Source organism: Natrinema gelatinilyticum (assembly GCF_024266705.1).
In the GTDB taxonomy this organism is placed as follows: Archaea; Halobacteriota; Halobacteria; order Halobacteriales; family Natrialbaceae; genus Natrinema; species Natrinema gelatinilyticum.
Genome location: NZ_CP100756.1, coordinates 68,317 through 90,291 on the forward strand (window position 1 = coordinate 68,317; position 21,975 = coordinate 90,291).

Below are 21,975 nucleotides of genomic sequence, written 5' to 3' on the forward strand. Positions count from 1 at the left end.
CCCGTTTTTCTCGTGCAACCGATCGTGACAGCGATCGGTAGGAACAGCCACACCGGTTCGTCGCGATTCGACCGCCGTCCTGGAGAAATTGGTGACTATATCTCGTTTGTCGGTGCAATCTCGACGGCCGCAGACATCTGACTGGTGCGTCCGCTCTCGAGGTCGAACCTGTGGCGGCCGGTTCAGTCGTCCGCCGGGGTTAGCGGCTGCTGGTCGGCCGCGAGCAGTCGGTCGAGTGCGTCCACCATCGCATTCACGCTCGCGCGTGTGATATCGGCCTCGCTTCGGGCAACGGTCACCGAACGGTCGTTTCGGGCCATCGTCACCTCGACGGTGACCACAGCGTCGGTTCCGCCCGTGACCGCATCGACGTGGTAGGATTCGAGTTCGGCGTCAGCCATCGAGCCGAGCGCCTCGCGAACGGCGGAGACGGCCGCGTCGACGGGGCCGGACCCGGTGCCGCTTGCCACGCGTTCCTCGCCGTCGACGTCGAGTCGGACGCTCGCGGTCGGGACGGCACCGCCGCTGGTGGCGGTCAAGTCAAGCAGGTCGACGACCCGGGTGCGGTCATCGCCGGTGACGTCTTCGGCCACGGCCAGCAGGTCGGCATCGGTCACACGACGACCGCGGTCGCCGAGTTCGGTCACTCGCGTTGCGATCTCGGCGATCTCGTCCTCGTCTGCCGCCACGTCATGTTCCTCGAGCGCCGCCTCGACGCCCGCCCGCCCGGCGTGTTTGCCGAGTGCGAGACGGCGCTCACGGCCGACGGTCTCGGGCGCGTAGGGCTCGTACATCTTGTCGTCTTTCAGCGTTCCGTCGGTGTGGATACCGCTCTCGTGGGTGAAGGCGTTCTCGCCGATGACGGCCTTGTTCGGCGGAAGCTGGACGCCCGTCGCTCGAGAGACGATCTGAGCGAGGTCGTACAGCTCGGCGAGATCGAGCGTTGAGACGCCATACACGTGCGAAAGTGAAATTGCGACTTCCTCCAGGGCGACGTTCCCGGCGCGTTCACCGAGCCCGTTGACTGTGCAGTGGACGAGGTCGGCGCCGGCCGAGACCGCCGCGAGCGCGTTTGCCACTCCTAGCCCGAGGTCGTCGTGTGTGTGTGCGCTGACTGGCCCGATTTCGCCGAGACGAGAGACCGCCTCGTGCGTCCGTTCCGGTCCGGTATGACCGACCGTGTCGGCGAAACAGTACCGATCAGCGCCCGCATCGAGAGATACCTCGGCCAACTCCTCGAGATAGTCGAGGTCGGCCCGCGAGCCGTCCTCTCCGAGGGCCTCGACCCAGAGACCGTGGTCCTTGGCGTACGAGACGATTTCAGCGGTTGTCTCGAGATTGTCCTCGCGAGAGGTGCCGACCTTTCGCTCGACGTGACGGTCGCTCGACGGGACGACGATGGTAACGCCGTCGACGTCACAGTCGAGCGCGAGGTCGACGTCGCCTTTCATCCCACGACAGAAGCTCGTCACTCGAGCGTCGAGATCGAGGTCCGTCACCCGGGAGATGGCCTGTCGCTCACCCGCGCCGGTACAGGCACTACCGGCTTCGATCACGGAGATACCGGCCCGTTCGAGTGACCGAGCGATCTCGACTTTTTCGTCCGGTGAGAGCGAGACGCCGGGTGCTTGTTCGCCGTCCCGAAGCGTCGTGTCGAGAAGTTGTACTTTACGGTCCGATGCGATCGTCTGTTCGGCGGAATGACGTACAGGCAAGAGTGATAAGTTGCGGTTACCGCAGTTACGTTCGTCGGAGAATTTCACGCCCAGCCGGGTCGCCCCGACTTCCTCTATCCTCATCGGATGGCGTATGACGTGCCATTGTATCTCGGTACAATGGAACACGCTGTCTTAAAGCCGCCGGTTCCGACTCCCGTTCGTCGGCTCAGTAGTCGGGCGGTGGCAGAAACTGCCATCTAACGGGCGGACGGTCGAATTTCAGTCGTCCTCGAGAACGAGCCTGTCTCCGGCGTCGACGTCATCGGCAGCACCGGCGGGAAGTTCGACGATCAAGTCTGCACGTTCGCGGGCGAAACTTCGCCACGGACGAAGCCGATCGACGCGCTGGACGACGTCGTCGACCACCCAGACGGCATCGATGGGGACGAAAACGAACAACATGTGAAGGTCGCGGGTCTTCGCCGATCCGAACGGGAACGCCAGCGCGTACTCGGCCGGCAGTGATCGGCGAACCATGAGCCCACGCGTCCGGCTCACGAGCGAGTCCGCGATCTCGACCCTTCGCGCTAGAACGGTTTCCCACCCGTCGAAACGGGAATCATCGGCGGCCGGCTCGTGGACGAGTCGCACGACCTCGATTCCGAAGGCGGGGAGCAAAAACCTTCTCGCCGGATTCGGGATCCGACGGTCGAGGAGGGACCGTCCCAGTTTCGAAAACAACAGATTAGATATCTCGTCGGACTTGTCCGCCCTAATCGGTTCGAGAAGAATGGCTGCTATCCCCGTCTATCGCCGAACGAAAACGTATCACTGCTGACGTCCGACTCGCTTCGCCTGCCGCCGCGGTCGGACGATCCGGACCCATCGTCCCCTGCGGGCTCGGTCATCGCCGCGGGTGAGTCGACGTCCGCAACGTTCACCTCGGTGTCGGTTTCGAATCGATCGAGCGCCTCTGAAAGCGTCACTGCCTGTTGAGAGAGGTCGTCCGCCGATTTCGACACCGCAGTCAACGCGGACGTCTGTTCTTCGGACGACGCGGCGACGGTCTCTGCCTCGGCGGTCGTCTCTTCTGCGATCGTCGCAACCTCGTCCACCATGGCAACGACCTCCTGTGTGGATTCTGCCTGCTCTTCCGTCGCGGTCGAGATCGATTGGATCCCGTTGTTGGTCTCCTGTGCGTACTCCGAGATTTCCTCGAGCGAAGAGACGGTATCCGCGACGAGATCCTGGACGCGTTCGATCTCTCGACTCGTGTTTCTGACCTCCTCTGTCGACCGCTCGGTCTGGTCCTGAATCCGCTCGAGACGGATCCCGATCTCTTCGGTGGTATCTTTGACGTCCTGAGAGAGTTCTTTGACTTCGGCCGCGACCGCTGCGAACCCCCCGTCGTCGGTGGTCGATGCGGATCTCGACGCCTCGATATTCGCGTTCAGCGCGAGCATGTTGGTTTGCTCTGCGATCTCGGCGATGCGTTCGGTCAGTTCGTCGATCTGGCCGACTTCGGTTCGGAGCTGCTGGAATTCCTCGACGACTGCGTCTCGCTCCGCTTCCAGGTTTCGGCAGGCTTCGATAGCCTCCCCGGCAGTATCGTGACCCTCGCGACTGGTTCTGGCGGTCTGTTCCGCGACGTCGGCGACGTCGTTCGACGTGGCGGCGATCTCCTCCGTCGTCGTCGAGAGATTGTTCATTTCAACGTCGACAGACCGTAGCGCCCCGTATTGATCGGCCGCACCGTTCGAAATTTCCTGGATCGACTCGCTGACCTGTTCGCTCGCAGTTTTCACTTCTTCGCTCGAAGCGGTGACCTCCTCGCTGGCGGTCGCGACGTCCCTGGCGAACCGACTGATGCGCTCGACGGTCCCCTCGAGTTCGGTGAGCATCTCGTTGAAGTCGCCGGCGATAGCTCGCATAGTTTCGTTGTCCGACGTACGCGGATCCATCCGAACGGTGAGATCGCCGTCTGCGGCCGCTTCCATCACCTCGCCGTAGGAAGCCGCCGCTCGCTGAAGGGTGACGTTGATCTGCTCGACGCGCTCGCGTTCGTGCTCGGCTTCGGCCCGCGCCTCTTCGGCCTCCGTGATCTTGCGCTTCAGTTCGTCTCGCATCGAGGCGAATCCGTCGTACAGCCGGCCGATATTGTCGATCCGTTCGGTCTCGGCTTCGGCGTTCAGGTTTCCGCGCTCCATCTCTCCGACCGCTCTCGTCAGCCGGTCGATCGAGACTGCCGTGTTCCGGCCCAACACCGCACCGAAGAGGCCGATCAGAAGCACGACGCCGACCGTGACAAAGATCCCGAATCGATTAACCGTGTTGACGAACCCGAGCGCCTCCGACTGAGACGTATGGACGAGGACGGTCCATCCATCGTCCGTCGTATGATACCCGACGACGTACCCGTTCGGATCGAAGTTGTACGGCTTCTGCTGGAGGACACTGGGCGGTGAACCGTCGACTTTCTTCGCATCCGGTCCCTTCTTGGCCTCCTCGATGAGTCCGAGGCGGTCCTCGTAGGATTTCTCGAATGAAACTGCCTCCTGGCTGTCCTCGTAGCCGAGATACTCGTCGTCGCCGATTATCCGGCCCTCTTCATCGAGGATCGTCACGATGGTGTCCGAATCCGTACTCGAGATCATCCCGACCGATCGCTGAGCGAGGTTGAACGTCACCACGAGCGCCTGATCGTCGTTCTCGTCACCGACGCCGATGTAGTAGGAGACGACGGGTCGCGTGTCGAACGCGAGGCCCGAGTCGTCCGGCATCGCGTACGGGTCAGTGTGCTTCACTTCGTGGGGGGAGAGGTTGTCGTCAAGAGAACTCGAGTTGGGAAATGCCACGTCCTCGAGGTTCGTGCTGTCGGTATCGACGCTCGCCTGGATTTCTCCAGTGGAGGTGTCGACGTACATCACGTCCATCTTCGTCCTGGGGAGATCACGATAGAAATCATCGAGATACGCGTCGATCGCCGTTTCGTTATCCGCGTCGAAGATGCGGGCATCACCCGCCGAGGCGACGATCTGCGCGTTTCGCTTGTGCCACTGATCGACCGCCTGTGCCTCCCGAACTGCATCATCTCGCTGGTCATCGAGTACGGTCGATTCGACGCTTCCAGTGAGTGCTGCCGTCGAGACGAGCCCGAGAGAGCCGACCAGAATTCCCAGTATAAGCAGTACGATTCCAAATTTGAGCGCGTATTTTTTCCTAATAGATGTTGGTACCAGTTGACGGAGACTCCTCATCATACTACAAGACTGAAATCCCATTTCTTATCACTTGTGAATTATCACCTCATGAATTGTTTATGATAGCAATCGAGTCGGTGTGCGCAGAGGATTCAAATCCGTTCGGCCCGAATCCGAAACCCGGGCATGGAGAAAACACCACGGGGAACCTCAGTCGGCGTCGACGACCCCTACGAGTTCGCGGGCGTCTGTGATCACCTCACTGGTGAAGGTCGATGTCGGTACGCCGTCGACAACTACGGACACGATCCAGAGTTCGCCCGCGAGCGCGCGACGGACGACTACGACTGTCCCGTCGTCGACCCCGAATCCAACTGGTCGTGGGCCGACTGCCCGCATTTTCGCTCGCGCAACCGCGACTGCGAGTGCGCCCGCTGCGGTCTCGAGGAAAAACGAATGGCCCACGACGACGAGCGGCCACTGCTCGAGGAACACCACCTCTCCTACGCGCGAGACGGCGAGACGCTCTCCCACGAGATCACGATCTATCTCTGCCGATGGTGTCACGCGAACGTCCACAATTCGTGGGCGCGGATCACCGACGACGCCGCACCCGTTCCGGAAGCGATCGCTGCACTCGAGGAGCGTCGGGGCCGCGAAGAGTCGGAACTCGGATTCGAGACGGCTGCAGATCGATACGATTCGGACGAGTAACGAACCGCCGTCTCGAGCGACTGATTCGATGGGGAGCGAGAGCGGGACCAGGCCTACGACCCCTGCTCCGAGGCTTACGCGAGCCTTTTCAAAATGCCGTACACCGCATCGCGCAGCCGATCCGGAAGGTAGCGAGCGTAGAGACCGTACTGCGCCAGCGGCCCGACCGGATACCGCGCCGGCGGGTCGGGACTTGTCGCGGCCTCGAGGATCACGTCGGCGACGTCCTCGGGATCGGACGCGAACGGACCGCCGGCTCCGCTGCCGATCAGTTCGGCGTCGTCGTACAGTTCGTACAGCGACTCGTAGGCGGGCGTTCGGTCGTCTTCGGGGAGTTCGTCGTCGGCCCGGTCCGAGAAGTTCGTCTCGACCGGTCCGGGTTCGACGACGACGACGTCGATGCCGAACTCCTCGACTTCGCCCCGGAGGGAGTCGCTCATCGCCTCGAGGGCGTGTTTCGACCCGGCGTAGGCTCCTGCACCGGGGATCGAGATTCGACCGATCACGCTCGAAACGTTGACTATCCGGCCCTCTCCCTGGGCTCGCATGTGAGGCACGGCGGCGCGGGTGAGCCGATGGGGGCCGTAGACGTTGACGTCGAACTGGCGGTGGAGATCGACGGTGGCGACGTCCTCGAGCGGCCCCATCTGGGCGTAGCCGGCGTTGTTGACGACGCAGTCGATCGCACCGGCGAGGTCGACGGTCTCTTCGACGGCCCGCGCCACGCCCTCCGGTTCGGTGACGTCCATCGCGAGCGTCTCGCAGCCCGCCTCCTCGAGCGACTCGATGTCGTCGACGTTTCGCGCCGTCGCGAACACCTGCCATTCTTCGTCGAGGAAGGCTCGAGCGGTCGCGCGCCCGATTCCGGACGAACAGCCGGTAATGAGGACCGATCTCTTCCGCGTGTATCGGTCCGTATCGCTCCGGTTCCCGCGGTCGTCCTCGACGACGGTTCCGTTCAGCCCGTCATCGGCTGTCCTGTCGACGTCCTCAGCGGTGGCCATACGTGACCGGTTCGGGAGACGATACCTAAGTATCGACGGTTTATCGCGATGGTCGGACTTTCCGATTTCGGATGAGATTCGAGCGTGTGATCGCCTGTTCGGGACGAGAAAAGAGCGCGTGATCGTCTGATTCGGTGCAGCAAGTAACCTGAAAGCCCTCGACTGGCTCGAGTCCCAGGGCTCGCTGCTGCGCTCCTCGATCACTCGCGTCGCTCGTTCCTGCGGTGCTTGCTTCGCCCGGGTTCCCCGTCCCAGCCGGCTCCTTTCATTCCCACCCGCCGCGTGCAGCCGGTCGGCGGGCTGTGGCCAGTGGTTGGTCGACGGGTTGGGGACAGTAGACGGCTCACCCGTCGAGTGACGTCTTGGCTTCGTCGGCGTACCGATCCGCCAGTCGGATCGGTTCTGGGAGTTTGTACGACGAGGTCAACTCGAGAACGATGTCGGTCGCCGTCTCGGGGCCCACGCGGTGACCGGAACTGACGTACACCGGGTTGATGTACCGATTCGGCGAGCCGTACTGGCGCGTCTGGACAGCGTAGCCGATGCAGGTTCCACCGGGCGCGTCGATCCGCGAGTTCGCGTCGATAGGGATTCTCGCACCCTCGGGCAGATCGTCCGTCTCTTCGCGGGGCGTGCCACAGAGGAGACTCTTCGCGACGCCGATGCTCGGTACGTCTCGAACGACCCCCATGTGGGTCGCGATTCCGGCCTGTCGGAAGTGGATGCGGCCGTTCCCGTCGAACAGGAGCAGATCCGGCTCGACGGTTAGCTCCTCGAGCGCCGCGAGGATCGGCCCGCCCTCCCTGAACGAGAGGAGACCTGGGATGTAGGGGATTTCGAGGGGGGTCACCGCGTGGACGCGCTCGACGACTTCGCCGCCCCGCATGGCGACGACGGCGCTCAGGGCGCGATCCTGGTCTCCGTCCTCGTTCGTGAGAAACGACTGGTCGACCCCGGCGACGACCGGCGGCTCGCCCGCACAGGCTGTCGCCTCGAGCGGGCTAGAAATTGCGTCTGGATCGAACGCGAAATCGTCCTCGAAGACGGCGGCCGAAGCAATCTCGCGCTGGAGGGCCTCCATCTTCTCGCGGGAGAGACCGGGGTCGGGGACGAGGTCTGGACGAGGATGACTCATCGAGTTGCTCGTCGTAGACGGCGCGGGAAAATCAGTTACGGGGTTTCGTCGGCGTAGGCAGGTACGGAGTGCGCTCAGAACCGGCGGCGACCGCCGGGACCACCCGGACCACCGGGTCCGCCGGGACCGCCACCGCCGAACTCGAGGCGGTTCGGAGCGCCGACGTTGCGATTCTGTTTGACGTACTGGCCGTAGGCCAGGCCGATCACGAGGCCCACGAGATGGGCCATGTGTGCAATACCCCCGCCACCACCGATCACGCCGGAGAGGAACGTGATGCTCATTACGGCGTAACCGGCAGTGAGCAGCCAGATCGGAACTGGGAATAAGAAGTAGAGATACACCTTTAGACCAGGGTTCAGGATCGTCAATACGCCCATAATCGCGAGTACGGCACCGCTGGCCCCGAGAACACCCCCCACTCCCGGCGGATACGGTCCCTGAAGTATCTGGATGAAGACCTGACTAAGCCCGGCGAGGACGCCGCTGATGATGAACAAAATAGCGAAGTTCCTCGAGCCAACGTATCGTTCCACGAGTGGACCGAAAAAGAACAGTACTATGCTGTTCCCTACGATGTGGAAGAATCCTCCCGGACTGTGGGCGAATATAGATGTGATCCAGGTCCAGACGTACTCTGGATGCTGCGGTGTGAGTACGAACAGCGTCCGAAAGAATGACGGGGCAACGAGTAGCGTTACGAATTCCGCAGCGAACGTCAGCCACATCAGTGCGAGGAACGTGTACGTCATGTTCCCGCGGAAGTACGCAAGCGGGCCCCCAGTCCCGGTATTTATCGGGATTTTACTCGCGAGACTCGAGACTCGGGACGTACTGCCGCCGTCAACGCTGTCGTCGAATCCGCTGTCGAAGACGCCTTTCGGATCGTTCCAGTTTTGCAAGCCGGAACAGTCGTGGTTTTCGGGGAGTCGGTGGTCCGCGCAGTAGGTACCACCACAGTGCCGACAGTTGTACGGCATGTTTTCGTTCTTCCCACACACGTCGCACTTTGCCATTGACCGGGGGTATGTGCGGAGTAGCTAAGGGATTTGGGGTTCGGTCCCGCCCTCGAGACGCCTTCGACGGGTCTCCAACGACACTGGTCTACCGGTTCGATGCTGGGCGTACCGACGGACTGCACATTTTTGCCTCCCCGTCTCCCATGTCGAGACGTGCAAGAGTACGAGCGAAAGCAACTGCTCGAGCGGGTCGAGCGCGAGGGCGCGACCGTCGGCGCGGACATTCCGGAGACGATCACGGTCCAGGAGGAAGAGATCGACCTCCGGACGTTCGTCTTCGAAATCAAGCGCCGCGAGACGGTCCCGGCGGGCGAGCGCGACCGTGTCGAGCAGGCCAAGAAGAACCTTCGGCGCGAACGACTCAAGCGACTCGGGCGCATCGAGGAGGGAGACATCACCCGAGAGGAGGGCGAAGACCTCGCCGCGAGTATCATCGGAATCGATCGCGCGCTCAACGCCCTCGAAAGTCTGGGCCCGACGGACTTAGAGCGAGAACAGAAGGTCCAGCAGGCCCAGGACCGCAAGCGCTGGATGTCCTTTCTCAAGAAGGCGCTCGGACAGGACGACGACGCCACAGCGCGGAGGGGACGATGACGACCAACGCCGAACTCGCCGCCCGATTCGAGGAGTTCGCCGACCTGCTCGAGGCCGACGACGTCGAGTACAAGCCCCGCGCGTACCGGCGCGCGGCGGAGAACATCCGTGCGTTTCCGTCGCCGATCGCCGACCGCGTCGAGGCGGGCGACCACGAGGCCGTCGAGAACATCGAGGGGGTCGGCGACGCAATCTCCTCGAAAATAATCGAGTACGTCGAGACAGGCGACATCGATGAGCTCGAGGAGTTGCGGGCCGAACTGCCGATCGACATGGCCGACCTGACCCGCATCGAGGGGATCGGTCCCAAAACGGCCGGCAAACTCTATCGCGAACTCGGCGTGCAGACGTTAGACGACCTCGAGGCGGCCGCCGAAGCCGGCGAGGTACGAAACGTGAAGGGATTCGGCCCGAAGACGGAGGAGAATATCCTCGAAAACCTCGAGTTCGCCCGCACCGTCGGCCAGCGTCAGTTGCTCGGCGAGGCGCGTCCGCTCGCGGACGACGTCCTGGCGTTTCTCGAGTCGATCGACGCGGTCGAGCGTAGCGAGGTCGCGGGGTCGATCCGCCGGTGGCGCGAGACGATCGGCGACGTGGACGTCCTCGCGTCGACGACCGATAACGAGGCGGTAATCGAGGCGTTCGTCGGCTGGGACTCGGTCGACGACGAGATCGAATCCGGGCCGGAAAAGGCCAGCGTCCGCGTCGGCGAAATTCGGGTCGACCTGCGTGTGGTCGTCCCCGAGGAGTTCGGTTCTGCGCTGCAATACTTTACTGGAAGCAAGGATCACAACGTCAGCCTGCGGAATTACGCGATCGATCGTGGAATGAAATTGAACGAGTACGGGGCATTCGACGTCAGCGAGATAGACGATCCCGATGCTGGACAGCGCGTCGGCGAGCGCGTCGCGGGCGAAACCGAGGAGGGGATGTACAACGCACTCGGACTGCCGTGGATGCCACCGGAGCTTCGCGAGAACCGCGGCGAAATTGCCGCTGCGGAGAACGGCGACCTCCCAGATTTGATCACGCGAGACGACGTCCGCGGCGACTTGCACACCCACACGGAGTGGTCCGACGGCAACACCACCATCTCCCAAATGGTCGAGGCCGCCGCAGAGCGCGGCTACGACTACTACGGGATCGCCGATCACGCGGAGGGCCCCGGAGTCGTCGGCGGAATGGGGCTCTCGGACGAGGAGATACTCGAGCAGGTGGACGCGATCCGCGACGTCGACGCCGAAACCGATATCGAGGTCTTCGCCGGAATCGAAGCAAACGTCAACGCCGACGGCAAGATCAGCCTCTCCGACGAGGTGATCGACGCACTGGACGTGATCATCGCCTCGCCCCACAGTGCGCTCGATCAGGACGCGGAAACCGCCACCGGTCGTCTCGTTCGTGCCGTCGAGAACCCGGCGATCGACGTGTTGGGTCATCCGAGCGGCCGCTTGCTCAACCAGCGCTCCGGACTCGACTACGACGTGACGGCGCTTGCACGCGCCGCCGCCGAACACGAGACCGCCCTCGAGGTTAACAGCGACCCTCGCCGGCTCGACCTCTGGGGAAGCGCCGTCCAGGCCGCGCTCGAGGAGGGTGCGAAAATTGCGATCGATACCGACTCCCACCAGCCATCGACGCTCGAGTACATTCGGTGGGGCGTCCACACTGCGCGGCGCGGCTGGGCCGAACCGGACGACGTAATCAACACCTGGGACGAAGAACGGATCATCGAGTTCCTCCACTGACGCGACCGATCTTGTCGATCGGCTGATATCCATCCACGGACTTCCATTTCCATGAAACTCCTCGTCGACGTCATGTGCGGCGGTGTCGTCTCGTACCTGCGGATGTGTAACCACGACACCGTCTACGCGGGCGACCGCGAACTCGAGGCCGACGACGACGTGGTCGCCGTCGCTCGCGACGAGGGCCGGACAGTCGTCACACGCGATACGGCGCTTGCAGATCGTACTGCGGAGTCGATCCTGCTCGAGTCCCGGGATGTCGCAGATCAACTTGCGGAACTCGCCGCGGCGGGAATCGATCTCACGCTCGCGAGCGAACCGGCGTTCTGCGGGCGGTGTAACGGGCCGCTCGAACGAGTCGATTCGACGGCCTCGACGCCGGAGTACGCGCCGAATCCGGCGGCGCTCGAGGTATGGCGCTGTCGCGACTGCGGCCAGCACTTCTGGCGGGGCAGTCACTGGGACCGGGTCGCAGAGACGCTCTCCGCGGTCACCGAATCGTCTCGGGAGTCCTTCCCCGGGGACCGCTCAGACGATCCCTAGCGCGACTCAGGCGAAACCGTCGGTCCCGGACAGCACCACCTCGAGCGCGTGATACTCGAGCACGTCGGCGTTGGGGACGACGGCCGCACAGAGGTGCACGCACGCCATCGTCCCCACTGGGCTACAAACGTTGTGCGATGAGAACGGAATGTAGCGCTCCTCTGCGCGGTCGGCGACGCGCTTCGCCTCCGCGAGACCGTCACACGTCGTCGGATCCGGCGTTATCACGTCGACCGCGTAGTTTTCGAGCAGTCCGGTCAGTTCGTGGACGCGAAATCGGTTCTCATTGGTGGCGAGCGGCGTCGCCGTATTCCGTGAAGCCGCCCTCGTCGACCGAGTACGCTTCGCCGGCGTGGCAGTCGCAGTAGATCCGGACCCGATCACGGTACCGAGAGCCGAGGAGTTGGTACACCGGCACATCGAGAAGTTTGCCGGCGGCGTCCCAGAGCGCGATTTCGATACCCGACGCGGCAGTGACGACCTTCCCCGTCGTCCCGCCGTGTCCCGACATCTCCTGGACGATGTATCGGAACAACCGTTCGACGTCCAGCGGGTTTTCACCGACGAGAAACCGGTTCGTATACTCGACGAGTTCCGGGACGCCGCCGCCGCGATATGCTTCGCCGATACCCGTGACACCAGCGTCGGTGTGGACCTTCACGAGATTCCATTCGAAGGTTCCCTTGACGACCGCCGCTTCGATATCGGTAATTTCGACGTCGTGGCCGGCCGGACGATCCATCGCGTGATTGGAAATGTCTCTCACCGCGTATCAGTTCCGGTGATCCCTCCCGAACCGCTCGTATGACGATTTCTGACGGTCACGGCCCAACGTTCTCCCATCCCGTGTAAAATGATATCGTCAGCCAGGCTATCAGATGGGTGGCCCCGAATCGGAACACTCGACGGTCGTGTCCCTGGCCAGAACCTCGTCGACGGATCACCACCTTCGAGCCGCCTCCTGCGTTCGAGTATCGTACTGCGGGTATCGATCAGTAGACAGCGACGTCGTCAAATCGCCCACCGTAGGCGATATGCTGTGGATGGGTCGGCTCCGTTCCCGAAAGAAACAGTCGATCGACTTTCTTCCACGTATTCTCGTATACGAGGTGGCCGAGTTCCGTCGTCGTCGTTCGCCAGCGCTCGAGGCCGTTATTGTAGACGACCGTGCGTGCGACCCCATCCCCGAGCGCCTGTACGAGATCGGCCTCGCTTTTGATAGCCGTCTCGAATGCGGTGTGGGCCACACCGATGGACCGCGGGAAGTGGGCGTACGACGACGTAAACGGCGGCATCGAAAGCGTCTCGGCGAGGCCACGTGCGCGGCGGTTGTGCGACGGGAGATGTTTCGGGTTGAAGATCTCGATCGCGTCGATCGTTTCCGCGTGCGCACGTAGACCGGACTCGCCGAGACTTACAGTCGCGAAATTTGGATGCGGCACGAGTACCGCCGCGTTCTGCCGGTCGAACTCGTCCATCGCCGCCTCGAGCGGGATGAAATCCGGCACCGGCTCGTCGAGGCCGATCGCGAGGACGTGACGTCTATTCCGCCACGAACCGGTAAAGACCTCGCGGGCGGGGATCACTAGCAGGTCATCGGTCGAGTAGACTGCCGCCCGCTTTCGGATCTGCGGGAGACGGGTGAAGTGAGGTGCATAGACGATCGCGTCGAGGCCGGCCCGGGTCGCCCGTTCGACGACGCGATCGGTGAGCACTTTCACGTGACAGTCGACTCGATGCGTCACTCCGTCAGTCACGAGGCGTACTTTCGGGACAGTCGAGTTATGAATTCTGGTTTGCCGGCCACTCGACGGTGGCCTTGATCGTGTCCACGATCGGACGTACTGCACGTATCGCCGCTTCGCGTCGATCGATGAGAACGACGGCCACTTCGTGAACCGGTTGAAGCAGAGTGCAAACCCGATCATAACGGAGGTTATTCGCCACCGCCGCTGCTGGAGCGATTGATCGAAGACGCACAGAAAATTCACCAGCAACGATCGCTACTGCAAGAGACGCTCACTACCGCTACACAACCGAGGTGTGAGGCCCACCGAAAGACGGATCGCCCCCGCGTAAAGACCCGACCGCTGAAAATCTATCGTCACAGGTATTCTGGCCGACGGGTCGGCGGCGAAAGGATAATTATGACTGCGCGTAGAACTCCGTCATCGTATGGCCTGGGAATGTGGAATCGACGGCTGCGGATCGGTATTCGAGGACGTCGAATCGGCCATCGTCCATCAGGCAATGGAACACCAGCGCCGCGAGTGCGAAGTCTGTGGCACCATCGTTCCGGACGGCTATCTTGCGATTCGCCACTCCTTTACCGAGCACAGCCGCGCCGAGTACGTCCGCGCCTACGGTGCCAGCTCCGAGGCAGTGCGAGAGCGCGAACAGTTACTCGAGGAGATCGAATCGGTCGCAGACATGCAGGCCATCGCGGCTGAGCTAAAACGATAGATACGTGGATCCCGTCGGTCTAGTCGTCGTTCTGAAAGATTTGAGAGACACAGCCCCGGCTACTCGTGTACGAGACGTGGTTCGGGACTGAGCCACCCACGTCGACGTTCCAGAACCCGTGGTACCCCTCTCGACGAAACCCGCCGCGTTTCGTGCCGGTTAGCTGATGGAGTGGTCGTCGTCTGATTCCAGCACACGTCTCTGCTCACATCGTACCATCACGTACCAATATGGTTCCCGCGAGCCGACTCACGTCGCGTCAGCCAGCAAGTTCGCTCCGAGAAACGCGACTCGCTACCGTTCGTCGGAATCTAGCACGCGAATCTGATCGCCTCGAACCGTCACCGGAATCGGAACCGTCGCTTCGTACAGTTCGACTGTCACCTGGTCTTTGCCCTCGTCGATGCGTTGAACCTGTGCCTTCTCACCCTTGAACGGGCCGGCGATGAGTTCGACGATGTCCCCCTCGGCGATCCCCTCGACGTCGGGTTTCGGCGACAGGAAATGTTCGACCTCCGAGATATCCGATTCCCCGGGAACGATGCTGCGCGCGTGCGGTATGTCCTCGAGGACGCGTTCTAACACCGCGTTCCCCTCCGCTTCGACCATTACGTAGGACGTCAGCGAGTCGGGCGCGAGAGCAGCGTGGATCTCGGGCTCTTCGCGATTGATGATCATGTCAGCGACGGTGCGCTCCTGGCTCGCCGTCGTTTTGACAGCGAAGATGCCCATTAAACGCCACCACCGTTGGTCAGGAACAACATGATCGCGCCGATGAGGAACCCGACGAGACCGATCAGAATGACACCTGCACCGGCGATTTTCGATACCTGGAGGAATTCCTCGGTAGTGGGTGTTGTCGCCATCTTCAACACCCGAACGTACGAGGTCAGGTCGTACGGAACGTCCATATCTATCTGTTCACAGCGTAGGGTCTTTTATCTGTCTTTCGAGGCTTGCGAACTTCCACCGGGACCCCGCCCGAACGTCGACGTCGTCCACCGGTGGCATCGACGTTGCACTCGATGGCCCTACGTCCAAACCGATCAGCTACGAACCGACCGGCATGGCTGAAGACGATGCCGACAGAGCGACCGAGTACGAAGCAGAGCGAGAAGCCGAAATCGAGGACGACCTCGAGCGAATCGACCGCGATCCGGAGGAGGGAGAGGAGGGCGACGACGGCCTCGGGGCACAAAACGCGCCGAGGCACTCGCCTCGTTCGTCTGTAGAACCTGAACGCGGTTAGCCGCGATCGGGACTGGGGATGGACGGTCTGTCAGCGGGCCCGCCCCCGTTTGGCATCTGCGCCCGATCGAACTCTTGTCGCGATGCGAGCGTCAACTCGACGGACTGGGTCTCACCGTCACGGACGATCTCGAGAGCGACCGTCTCGCCGGGTGAGGTCTGGAGGGCGAGATACGTCTGGAGTTGTGCCTGGGTGGTCACCTCTTGATCGTTGATGGCGACGATCACGTCGCCGGTCGACGGTCGGCCGCGACTGACCGGCTGGAGGACACCGTCGGCAGGCGAACCGGGAACGACCTGGACAATCAGCACGCCAGTCGCCTCGTCAAGTCCGTGTGCTTCGGCGATGTCCGGTCCGACGGGGACCACGCCGACGCCCATGTAGGGGTGCTCGTACGAACCGTCCTCGATGAGCGCGGGGACGACCCTGTTCGCGAGGCGCGAGGAGATTGCAAATCCGATCGTCTGACTGGCTCCGGCGAAGACGACACCGAGCACCTCCCCTTCGAGGTTCACGAGCGGGCCGCCGCTGTTGCCGGGATTGATCGGTGCGTCGGTCTGGATGGTCGCAGGGATCGACGTCCCGGCCGGACTGGGGAGCAGCCGGTTGGTCCCGCTTACGACCCCCTGTGAGACCGAGGCGTTGAGGCCGAGCGGATTGCCGATCGCGAGCACTTCCTGTCCGATCGCCGGTTCGGACTCGACGAGCGGGAGACCCGCGGCGATGTCGGGCATATCCTCGACGCCGAGGACGGCGAGATCGCTGTAAGGATCAGTCCCGACGATAGACGCGAGTCGCCACTCCTGATTATTGAACTGGATTTCGATGCCGCCTTCGCCGGCGCTCTGGACCACGTGATTGTTGGTCACGATATGCTGCTCGTCGATGACGAATCCGGAGCCGAGTCCGCCACCCCCGCCACCGCCCCGATCACCGCCGATCGTCCTGGTGACAGTGACCAGCACGACGGAATCGATGGTGTCGCGATACGTCTCCGTGTACGGACTGTCGGTGTCGGCGGCGCCAGAGTCATCGTCCTGAGCCGCGGCGCTCGAGGCGACGCCGGACCCGCCCAGACCGACCGCTGCGGCAGTCCCGACCGTTCGTAGCACATGTCTACGAGTGAACCGATTTGAGGTCACGCACGTAGCGACCCCGACGAGTACCATAAAATGATAACCAGCACGAGCAGCCAGTCAAACCGCAGTTGATGGCAGTCTGTGATGATTCCGTTGGTATCGCCGATCGCGTATCGTCGCCACGTCTCTAGCGGTCTCGTGCTGACTCGACTGCCTCGAGAAACGACGCGGCCGTTTCCCGGACGCGATCGAAGTCGCCGTCAGCGACGGCCTCGTCGTCGATGATCGCACCGCCAGCACCGACCGCAACTGCGCCCGCATCGAAGAATGCGCCGACCGTTTCACGCGAAACGCCGCCCGTGGGAACGATGTCGACGTCACCGAGCGGTCCCGAGAGCGCACCGATGTGTTCGGGGCCAACCGTCGAAGCAGGGAACAGTTTGAGGAGGTCCGCACCGGCCTCCATCGCAGTCACCGCTTCCGTGGGAGTCATGACCCCCGGCGCGACGAGCGTGCCGAGTCGATTGCAGGTTCGAACGATATCCGCGTCGGTGTGCGGTGACACGACGAACGACGCCCCCGCATCGATCACCGACTGTGCGGTCGGCACGTCGAGAACCGTTCCCGCGCCGACGACTGCATCCGTGTCCGCGAGTTCCCGGTTCACGGCGGCTATCTTCTCGGCTGTGTGAGCCCCGTCAGCCGTAATCTCGAGCGCATCGACACCCGCGTCGTGGATCGCGCGGGCGGCAGGGACGATGCAGTCTTCGTCGACGCCGCGGAGGACCGCGATGACGCCGCTGTCGACGATGCGATCCCTCGTTGCGGGTTTCGCGGTCATCTGTGGCCGCCCTCACCGTTTCGGCGCCCGCCGACGAACGGTATCTTATATTCGGTGATTTGACGAATGGTTGACGTTGCGGAACGTTCTCTCATACGTGGCGTTCGGAGCCATGATAAATAAATTTACTCACAATCGAAAAAACAGTAACCATTCCGTCCCGTCGTCCCGCCGGTCACTCCTCGAGAGCCCGGATGGTAACCGACTCGGCTTCGAAGTCTTCGAGGAACGCGCCGGTGCCGCCGACGGTGTACTGTTCGCCGTCGACCTCGAGCTTGAACGCGTTCTCGATCGGAAGCGTCGACGTGACGGGTCGAACGAGGCTCTGTCGGACGTCGACGACCTCTCCGGTGAACGACGATGGGATATTCCGGTCGCCGACCGGCGAGCCAGTGACGGACGCTTCGATTCGGGTGTCAGTCGCTCGATGGAGGGCGATCTGGAAGACTGCACTCCGGAATCCGTCGTACGTGTACGGAAGTTCGTTCGGCGTTGTGACGTACCGCTCTTCGGCCGTCGGCCAGTAATTCGCCAGGAACGAGCCGGCGAGGACGGGGACCAACTGATCCTGGGAGAGGGCGATCGCCCGCGTATCGCTCGTGGACGTCGTCAATATCTGACTGGGTGCGAGCAATCCGTGGTTGCCGTCGACCGTCAGCATCGTCGGCACGAGCGCGTCCCACGTGCGGACCGTACTGGCGGTGCCAGCCAGAGACGCGATGTCCTGATCACCCTTCGTCGCACCGAGCAGGAGGAGGACGAGAACTCCCCGTTCGACCGTCGCCTCAAGCGTCGATCGGATTCGCGGCAGGACGGCCGCCGGCAACGAGAGGGTCACTTCCGTTTCGGCACTGGCGAGCATGCTCTCGATTCGTTTGAGTACCGTCTGTCGGGACTTGATTACCTCGAACTGCTCGCCGGAACGCTCGGTCGACGTGTACCGCGATTGGAGTTCCGGTTCGATATCCTCGACGCTCTCTGTGAGTCGATCGACGACGGTCTCGGGTCGAACCGGCCGAATTACCGTCGGCACCGAGTGATCGTCGACTTCGACGAAGCCGCGCTTCTCGAGTTCCTCGCTGATGCTATAGACGTAGCGCTTCGATACGTCGGCGGCGTCGGCGATCGTACTAGCTTTCGACTCCCCCCGTTCGAGAATCGCCAGGTACGTGTCAGTCTCCGTTTCCGAGAGGCCAAATCGTTCAAGTAACCCGGCGAGCTCGCGATCATCCATGAGTACTTAGTACATCGATAATCGAGCGTTCGATGTAAAATATGCTCGGTCCGCTACGACAGTTCAGCTCGAAATCGATGTATTCTACGATTCGCAACCGGCTTCTCGAGTCCCCTCCGATTGACCAGCCTGAACGCCCACGGTCAAAAAGTGAGAATAGATTTTTCAACAAAGTTTATTGCTCCGGGAGCGATCTGAGAGAACGATGGAATTACACGGTGCCCTCAACGACTACAAGCGCTCACAGGGGAACCCACGGCAGTTTCCCGGCGAGCGCAGGTCGACGACGGGACTTTTCTCCGGACTCGACGAACGGCTCGTTCACGTCGCCCTCGACGGATCGATCAGGGACTACTCGTATCCACTCTCCGGCCTGGCCGGACTCGATCGTTCCAGATTTGGACTCGAAATCGACGGCGACGTCGACTGGTTCGACGCCGACGAAAGCGATCAGCGATACGTCGAGAACACCGCCGTCGTCGAGACGAGACATACCGTCGGAGAATCGACGTGTGTCCAGTACGACGTCACGATCGGACGTCTCCACCTGACTCACTTCTCACTCGAGGACGGACATGCGGACGACGATACCAGTCTACACGCGTGTTTCGGATTTGCTCCCGAGGGGCGAGCAGGGCGGATCGGTCAGCTCTGGCACGACGATGCAGTCGAGGTTCACCACGACACCGAACACGATTTCCTCGCGGCATCGACCGGGCTGTCCGTGACCGGACAGGTTCCCGAACGCTTCGACGAATTACTGGCCGCAGAGCCCGCTGACTTTCCGCGCTCACCGACAGACGACCGCTACGAGGAAGCACGACTCAGCCCGATCGTGATGACCGAACTCGAGCTGGCCGGGTCGTCGCCGAGTGCGACGGTCGCGACGCTGCTTTCGGACGATGGAGACCGAACCGACGCACTCGAGCGAGTCCGGGCCGCTGCGGTCGATCACGAAAGCAGCGACGCGATACTCGAAGCGGGCCGCGAACAGGCTCGCGACCGGCTGCTCGTTCCCGATCACGGCATCGAAGGCGGGGTTTCGGATCTCCGTGCGCTCGCGCTGTTGCGCGCGCCAACGGGAGCCCGAATGGCTGGCCCCGAGTTCGACCCGTTCTATCGGTATTCCGGTGGCTACGGATACACCTGGTTCCGCGACGACGCCGAAATCGCCGAGTTTCTGTTAGATGCCGACCTGCGGCTAGACCTTGGACTCGAGGAGTGGCACGAAATGAGCGCTCGCTTCTACGGCGAGACACAACTGTCAGACGGCACCTGGCCCCATCGGGTCTGGCCCCACAACGGCGAACTCGCACCCGGCTGGGCACACGGTCGACTGGAGGAAGCCGAGTCCGAAGAGTATCAGGCGGATCAGTCCGCGAGCGTGGCCTCGTATCTCGCGACGTACCTTCGGCACGTCGATCCCGCGGACGAACAGGTACGGAAAACGCTCGCCGCTGCTCTCGATGGTCTGGGCGACTCTCTCCGGGCTGATGGTCTCCCCGGACGTGTCCAGAACGCCTGGGAGAACATGACGGGCCGGTTCGTTCATACGGCGGCGACATTTCTCGAGGCGTACACGGCGATCGCTCGAGCGCCGGTTGACGAGGTGCTCGTGGTGCGGGCACGAGAGCGTGCACGAACTATCTATGCGGCTCTCGACGATCTCTGGGTGCCCGAGCGTGGTGTTTACGCCATGCGGGCGGACGGCGGCGATTTAGACGACCGACTCGACGGGAGTACGCTCGCGCTGGCTACGGCCCATTTAGAGTACGCCATGCTCGAAGAGGTCGACGACGAACGGCTCGATCGCCTCGTTTCCCACGTCGAAACGACGCTCGATGGCCTGTATCGGAACCCGGATGGACCGATCGAAGGACTTACTCGCTTCGAGGGCGATCCCTGGCGAGTCCGCGAACAAGACGCCGAAAAGATATGGACGGTGACGACTGCGTGGGGCGCTCGTGCCGCCATCGATCTGAGTGAACTTCTGGCGGCAAACGGCCGGGACGAAGCCGAGGCGTTCCACGAACACGGTCGGGCCTTACTTGCACTCGTCGGGCCCGGCGGACCGCTCCGGCGACCCGGCGGGTACCTTTCTGAGCAACTGTTCGACGACGGGACACCGGACAGCGCAACGCCGCTCGGCTGGCCCCACGCAATCCGGCTTGCGACGGCGAGCGCTCTCGAGGCACCCCTGTCATCGTCACCCGCCGATACCGGAGACCGTACCCCCATACGGGACTGAATCGCTGCTCGCGCTGGACACCTCGGGTTCGGCCGTTTCGCACAGACGAAGGGACGGAAGACGAGAGTTCCCCATACTGCATTTCGGGTGATGAAAACTGCGTCCCGGTTCAGGTGGTGACGGTTGGGGCGTCACGCTTACTGGCGAAGACGTTACGACCGGTTTCGGTATCGAACAGGTGAATATCCGTTTCGTCGAAGGTGATCGTCACTCGATCGCCCGGATCGAGGTCCGCGTTCGAGTCGACGCGAGCGATGAACTCGTCGTTCACGTCGAGGTAGAGGAAATTGTCTGAACCGACAGGTTCGACCACGTCGATCGTCGCCGTTATGATGTTCGCTGCCCCCTCGGTCGCCAATTCGACATCCTCCGGTCGGACACCGAGCGTGTGCCGATTCGAATCGAGTGCGTCTTTGCGATCGTTGATGTACGAGGCAGAGAGGTCGAACTGGAATACGCCGTCAGGACCGGTGAGGTGCACTCGGGAGCCAGACGTTTCGACCCCAACGTCGACGAAGTTCATCGACGGAGACCCGATGAAACCGCCGACGAACTCGTTGACCGGGTTTTTGTAGACCTCGGTCGGTCGACCCTGCTGTTGCAGTTCGCCGCCGTCGAGAATAACGATTCTGTCGCCCATCGTCATCGCCTCGTGTTGGTCGTGCGTCACGTAGACGGCCGTAATCTGGAGTGCGTTCTGGAGGCGCTGGATCTCCGCGCGCATGCTCGTACGAAGTTTGGCGTCGAGGTTGCTGAGCGGTTCGTCGAACAGGAACAGATCCGGTTCCCTGACGATCGCGCGCCCGAGAGCGACGCGCTGTTTCTGACCACCGGAGAGTTCGTCCGGATTGTCCTCGAGCAGATCCTCGATGTCCATCATTTCGGCCGCTTCGACGACCCGCCGTTCGCGTTCCGTCTCGCCCATGTCGGTACTCATCCGAAGCCCGAACTCCATGTTCTCGAAGACCGTCTTGTGGGGATACAGCGCGTAGTTCTGGAACACCATCGCGACGTCCCGGTCTTTCGCGTGGACGTCCGTGACGTCCTCGCCGCCGATTTTGATTCTCCCGTCGGTAGGTTGCTCGAGCCCCGATAACATCCGAAGCGTCGTCGTCTTCCCACAGCCCGAGGGTCCGACGACGGTAACGAACTCGCCATCTTCGATCTCGAGGTCGAGGTCGTTGACGGCAACGACCGACCCGGTGTCGTATTCCTTCCGTAGCGATTCGACCGTTACTCGTGCCAT

20 protein-coding genes and 1 pseudogene are annotated in these 21,975 nt (G+C 62.4%); 7 read left to right on the forward strand and 14 right to left on the reverse strand.

The features are described 5' to 3' along the window. Positions 1 to 182 precede the first annotated feature (182 nt). From NJU76_RS00350 to NJU76_RS00360, 3 genes are all read right to left on the reverse strand, one after another. On the reverse strand, positions 183 to 1,715 hold the full coding sequence (locus NJU76_RS00350; protein ID WP_254530839.1) for a (R)-citramalate synthase: 1,533 nt from the start codon (positions 1,713 to 1,715) through the stop codon (positions 183 to 185). Between the two features lie 222 nt (positions 1,716 to 1,937). Beyond that, entirely contained in the window at positions 1,938 to 2,309 is a 372-nt protein-coding gene (locus tag NJU76_RS00355; RefSeq protein ID WP_254530840.1) for a DUF192 domain-containing protein, read from the reverse strand. 146 nt (positions 2,310 to 2,455) lie between these two features. Beyond that, positions 2,456 to 4,918, reverse strand: coding sequence for a methyl-accepting chemotaxis protein (locus NJU76_RS00360; RefSeq protein WP_254530841.1), 2,463 nt, complete (start codon positions 4,916 to 4,918; stop codon positions 2,456 to 2,458). A gap of 126 nt (positions 4,919 to 5,044) precedes the next feature. On the opposite strand from NJU76_RS00360, the gene NJU76_RS00365 reads away from it, so the two are divergent. Further along, positions 5,045 to 5,572: a DUF7097 family protein gene (locus NJU76_RS00365; protein ID WP_254530842.1), complete on the forward strand. Its 528-nt coding sequence runs from the start codon at positions 5,045 to 5,047 to the stop codon at positions 5,570 to 5,572. A 74-nt stretch (positions 5,573 to 5,646) separates the two neighbouring features. Here NJU76_RS00365 and NJU76_RS00370 read toward each other — a convergent pair whose 3' ends face one another. From NJU76_RS00370 to NJU76_RS00380, 3 genes are all read right to left on the reverse strand, one after another. Then, positions 5,647 to 6,576, reverse strand: coding sequence for an SDR family oxidoreductase (locus NJU76_RS00370; protein ID WP_254530843.1), 930 nt, complete (start codon positions 6,574 to 6,576; stop codon positions 5,647 to 5,649). Between the two features lie 343 nt (positions 6,577 to 6,919). Then, positions 6,920 to 7,711, reverse strand: a complete 792-nt coding sequence (locus tag NJU76_RS00375; protein WP_254530844.1) for an endonuclease V — start codon at positions 7,709 to 7,711, stop codon at positions 6,920 to 6,922. 74 nt (positions 7,712 to 7,785) lie between these two features. Then, positions 7,786 to 8,727, reverse strand: coding sequence for a rhomboid family intramembrane serine protease (locus tag NJU76_RS00380; protein WP_254530845.1), 942 nt, complete (start codon positions 8,725 to 8,727; stop codon positions 7,786 to 7,788). 156 nt (positions 8,728 to 8,883) lie between these two features. On the opposite strand from NJU76_RS00380, the gene NJU76_RS00385 reads away from it, so the two are divergent. The 3 genes from NJU76_RS00385 to NJU76_RS00395 are packed head-to-tail and all read left to right on the forward strand — an operon-like array spanning position 8,884 to position 11,615. Then, positions 8,884 to 9,324, forward strand: a complete 441-nt coding sequence (locus tag NJU76_RS00385; RefSeq protein ID WP_254530846.1) for a DUF5788 family protein — start codon at positions 8,884 to 8,886, stop codon at positions 9,322 to 9,324. Beyond that, entirely contained in the window at positions 9,321 to 11,072 is a 1,752-nt protein-coding gene (polX, locus tag NJU76_RS00390) for a DNA polymerase/3'-5' exonuclease PolX (RefSeq protein ID WP_254530847.1), read from the forward strand. Before NJU76_RS00385 ends, polX begins: the two co-directional genes overlap by 4 nt. A gap of 51 nt (positions 11,073 to 11,123) precedes the next feature. Then, positions 11,124 to 11,615: a Mut7-C RNAse domain-containing protein gene (locus NJU76_RS00395; protein WP_254530848.1), complete on the forward strand. Its 492-nt coding sequence runs from the start codon at positions 11,124 to 11,126 to the stop codon at positions 11,613 to 11,615. Between the two features lie 36 nt (positions 11,616 to 11,651). On the opposite strand, the pseudogene NJU76_RS00405 reads toward NJU76_RS00395, so the two are convergent. Both NJU76_RS00405 and NJU76_RS00410 read right to left on the reverse strand, forming a co-directional pair. Then, positions 11,652 to 12,381: pseudogene (locus NJU76_RS00405) on the reverse strand (enolase C-terminal domain-like protein); the annotation flags it as partial. 226 nt (positions 12,382 to 12,607) lie between these two features. Further along, positions 12,608 to 13,360: a PHP domain-containing protein gene (locus NJU76_RS00410; protein WP_254532515.1), complete on the reverse strand. Its 753-nt coding sequence runs from the start codon at positions 13,358 to 13,360 to the stop codon at positions 12,608 to 12,610. A gap of 430 nt (positions 13,361 to 13,790) precedes the next feature. On the opposite strand from NJU76_RS00410, the gene NJU76_RS00415 reads away from it, so the two are divergent. After that, entirely contained in the window at positions 13,791 to 14,078 is a 288-nt protein-coding gene (locus NJU76_RS00415) for a DUF7565 family protein (protein WP_254530851.1), read from the forward strand. 294 nt (positions 14,079 to 14,372) lie between these two features. On the opposite strand, the gene NJU76_RS00420 is transcribed toward NJU76_RS00415, so the two are convergent. After that, on the reverse strand, positions 14,373 to 14,810 hold the full coding sequence (locus tag NJU76_RS00420) for a transcription elongation factor Spt5 (protein WP_179259903.1): 438 nt from the start codon (positions 14,808 to 14,810) through the stop codon (positions 14,373 to 14,375). Next, positions 14,810 to 14,989 carry a protein translocase SEC61 complex subunit gamma gene (locus NJU76_RS00425; protein ID WP_254530852.1) on the reverse strand — a complete coding sequence of 60 codons (180 nt, stop codon included), beginning with the start codon at positions 14,987 to 14,989 and terminating at the stop codon, positions 14,810 to 14,812. The genes NJU76_RS00420 and NJU76_RS00425 overlap by 1 nt, the downstream gene beginning before the upstream one ends. Positions 14,990 to 15,144: 155 nt before the next feature. On the opposite strand from NJU76_RS00425, the gene NJU76_RS00430 reads away from it, so the two are divergent. Further along, positions 15,145 to 15,327, forward strand: a complete 183-nt coding sequence (locus NJU76_RS00430) for a hypothetical protein (protein ID WP_254530853.1) — start codon at positions 15,145 to 15,147, stop codon at positions 15,325 to 15,327. On the opposite strand, the gene NJU76_RS00435 is transcribed toward NJU76_RS00430, so the two are convergent. From NJU76_RS00435 to NJU76_RS00445, 3 genes are all read right to left on the reverse strand, one after another. After that, complete coding sequence (locus NJU76_RS00435; RefSeq protein ID WP_254530854.1) at positions 15,324 to 16,496, reverse strand: S1C family serine protease; 1,173 nt, start codon at positions 16,494 to 16,496, stop codon at positions 15,324 to 15,326. The genes NJU76_RS00430 and NJU76_RS00435 overlap by 4 nt on opposite strands. Before the next feature lie 97 nt (positions 16,497 to 16,593). Further along, positions 16,594 to 17,247, reverse strand: coding sequence for a bifunctional 4-hydroxy-2-oxoglutarate aldolase/2-dehydro-3-deoxy-phosphogluconate aldolase (locus tag NJU76_RS00440; RefSeq protein ID WP_254530855.1), 654 nt, complete (start codon positions 17,245 to 17,247; stop codon positions 16,594 to 16,596). Between the two features lie 175 nt (positions 17,248 to 17,422). Further along, the gene (locus NJU76_RS00445; RefSeq protein WP_254530856.1) at positions 17,423 to 18,481 is read right to left on the reverse strand and encodes a TrmB family transcriptional regulator; all 1,059 of its coding nucleotides are present in this window, start codon (positions 18,479 to 18,481) and stop codon (positions 17,423 to 17,425) included. A gap of 205 nt (positions 18,482 to 18,686) precedes the next feature. On the opposite strand from NJU76_RS00445, the gene NJU76_RS00450 reads away from it, so the two are divergent. Then, the gene (locus NJU76_RS00450) at positions 18,687 to 20,729 is read left to right on the forward strand and encodes a DUF7997 domain-containing protein (RefSeq protein WP_254530857.1); all 2,043 of its coding nucleotides are present in this window, start codon (positions 18,687 to 18,689) and stop codon (positions 20,727 to 20,729) included. A gap of 109 nt (positions 20,730 to 20,838) precedes the next feature. On the opposite strand, the gene NJU76_RS00455 is transcribed toward NJU76_RS00450, so the two are convergent. Continuing rightward, entirely contained in the window at positions 20,839 to 21,975 is a 1,137-nt protein-coding gene (locus NJU76_RS00455; protein ID WP_254530858.1) for an ABC transporter ATP-binding protein, read from the reverse strand.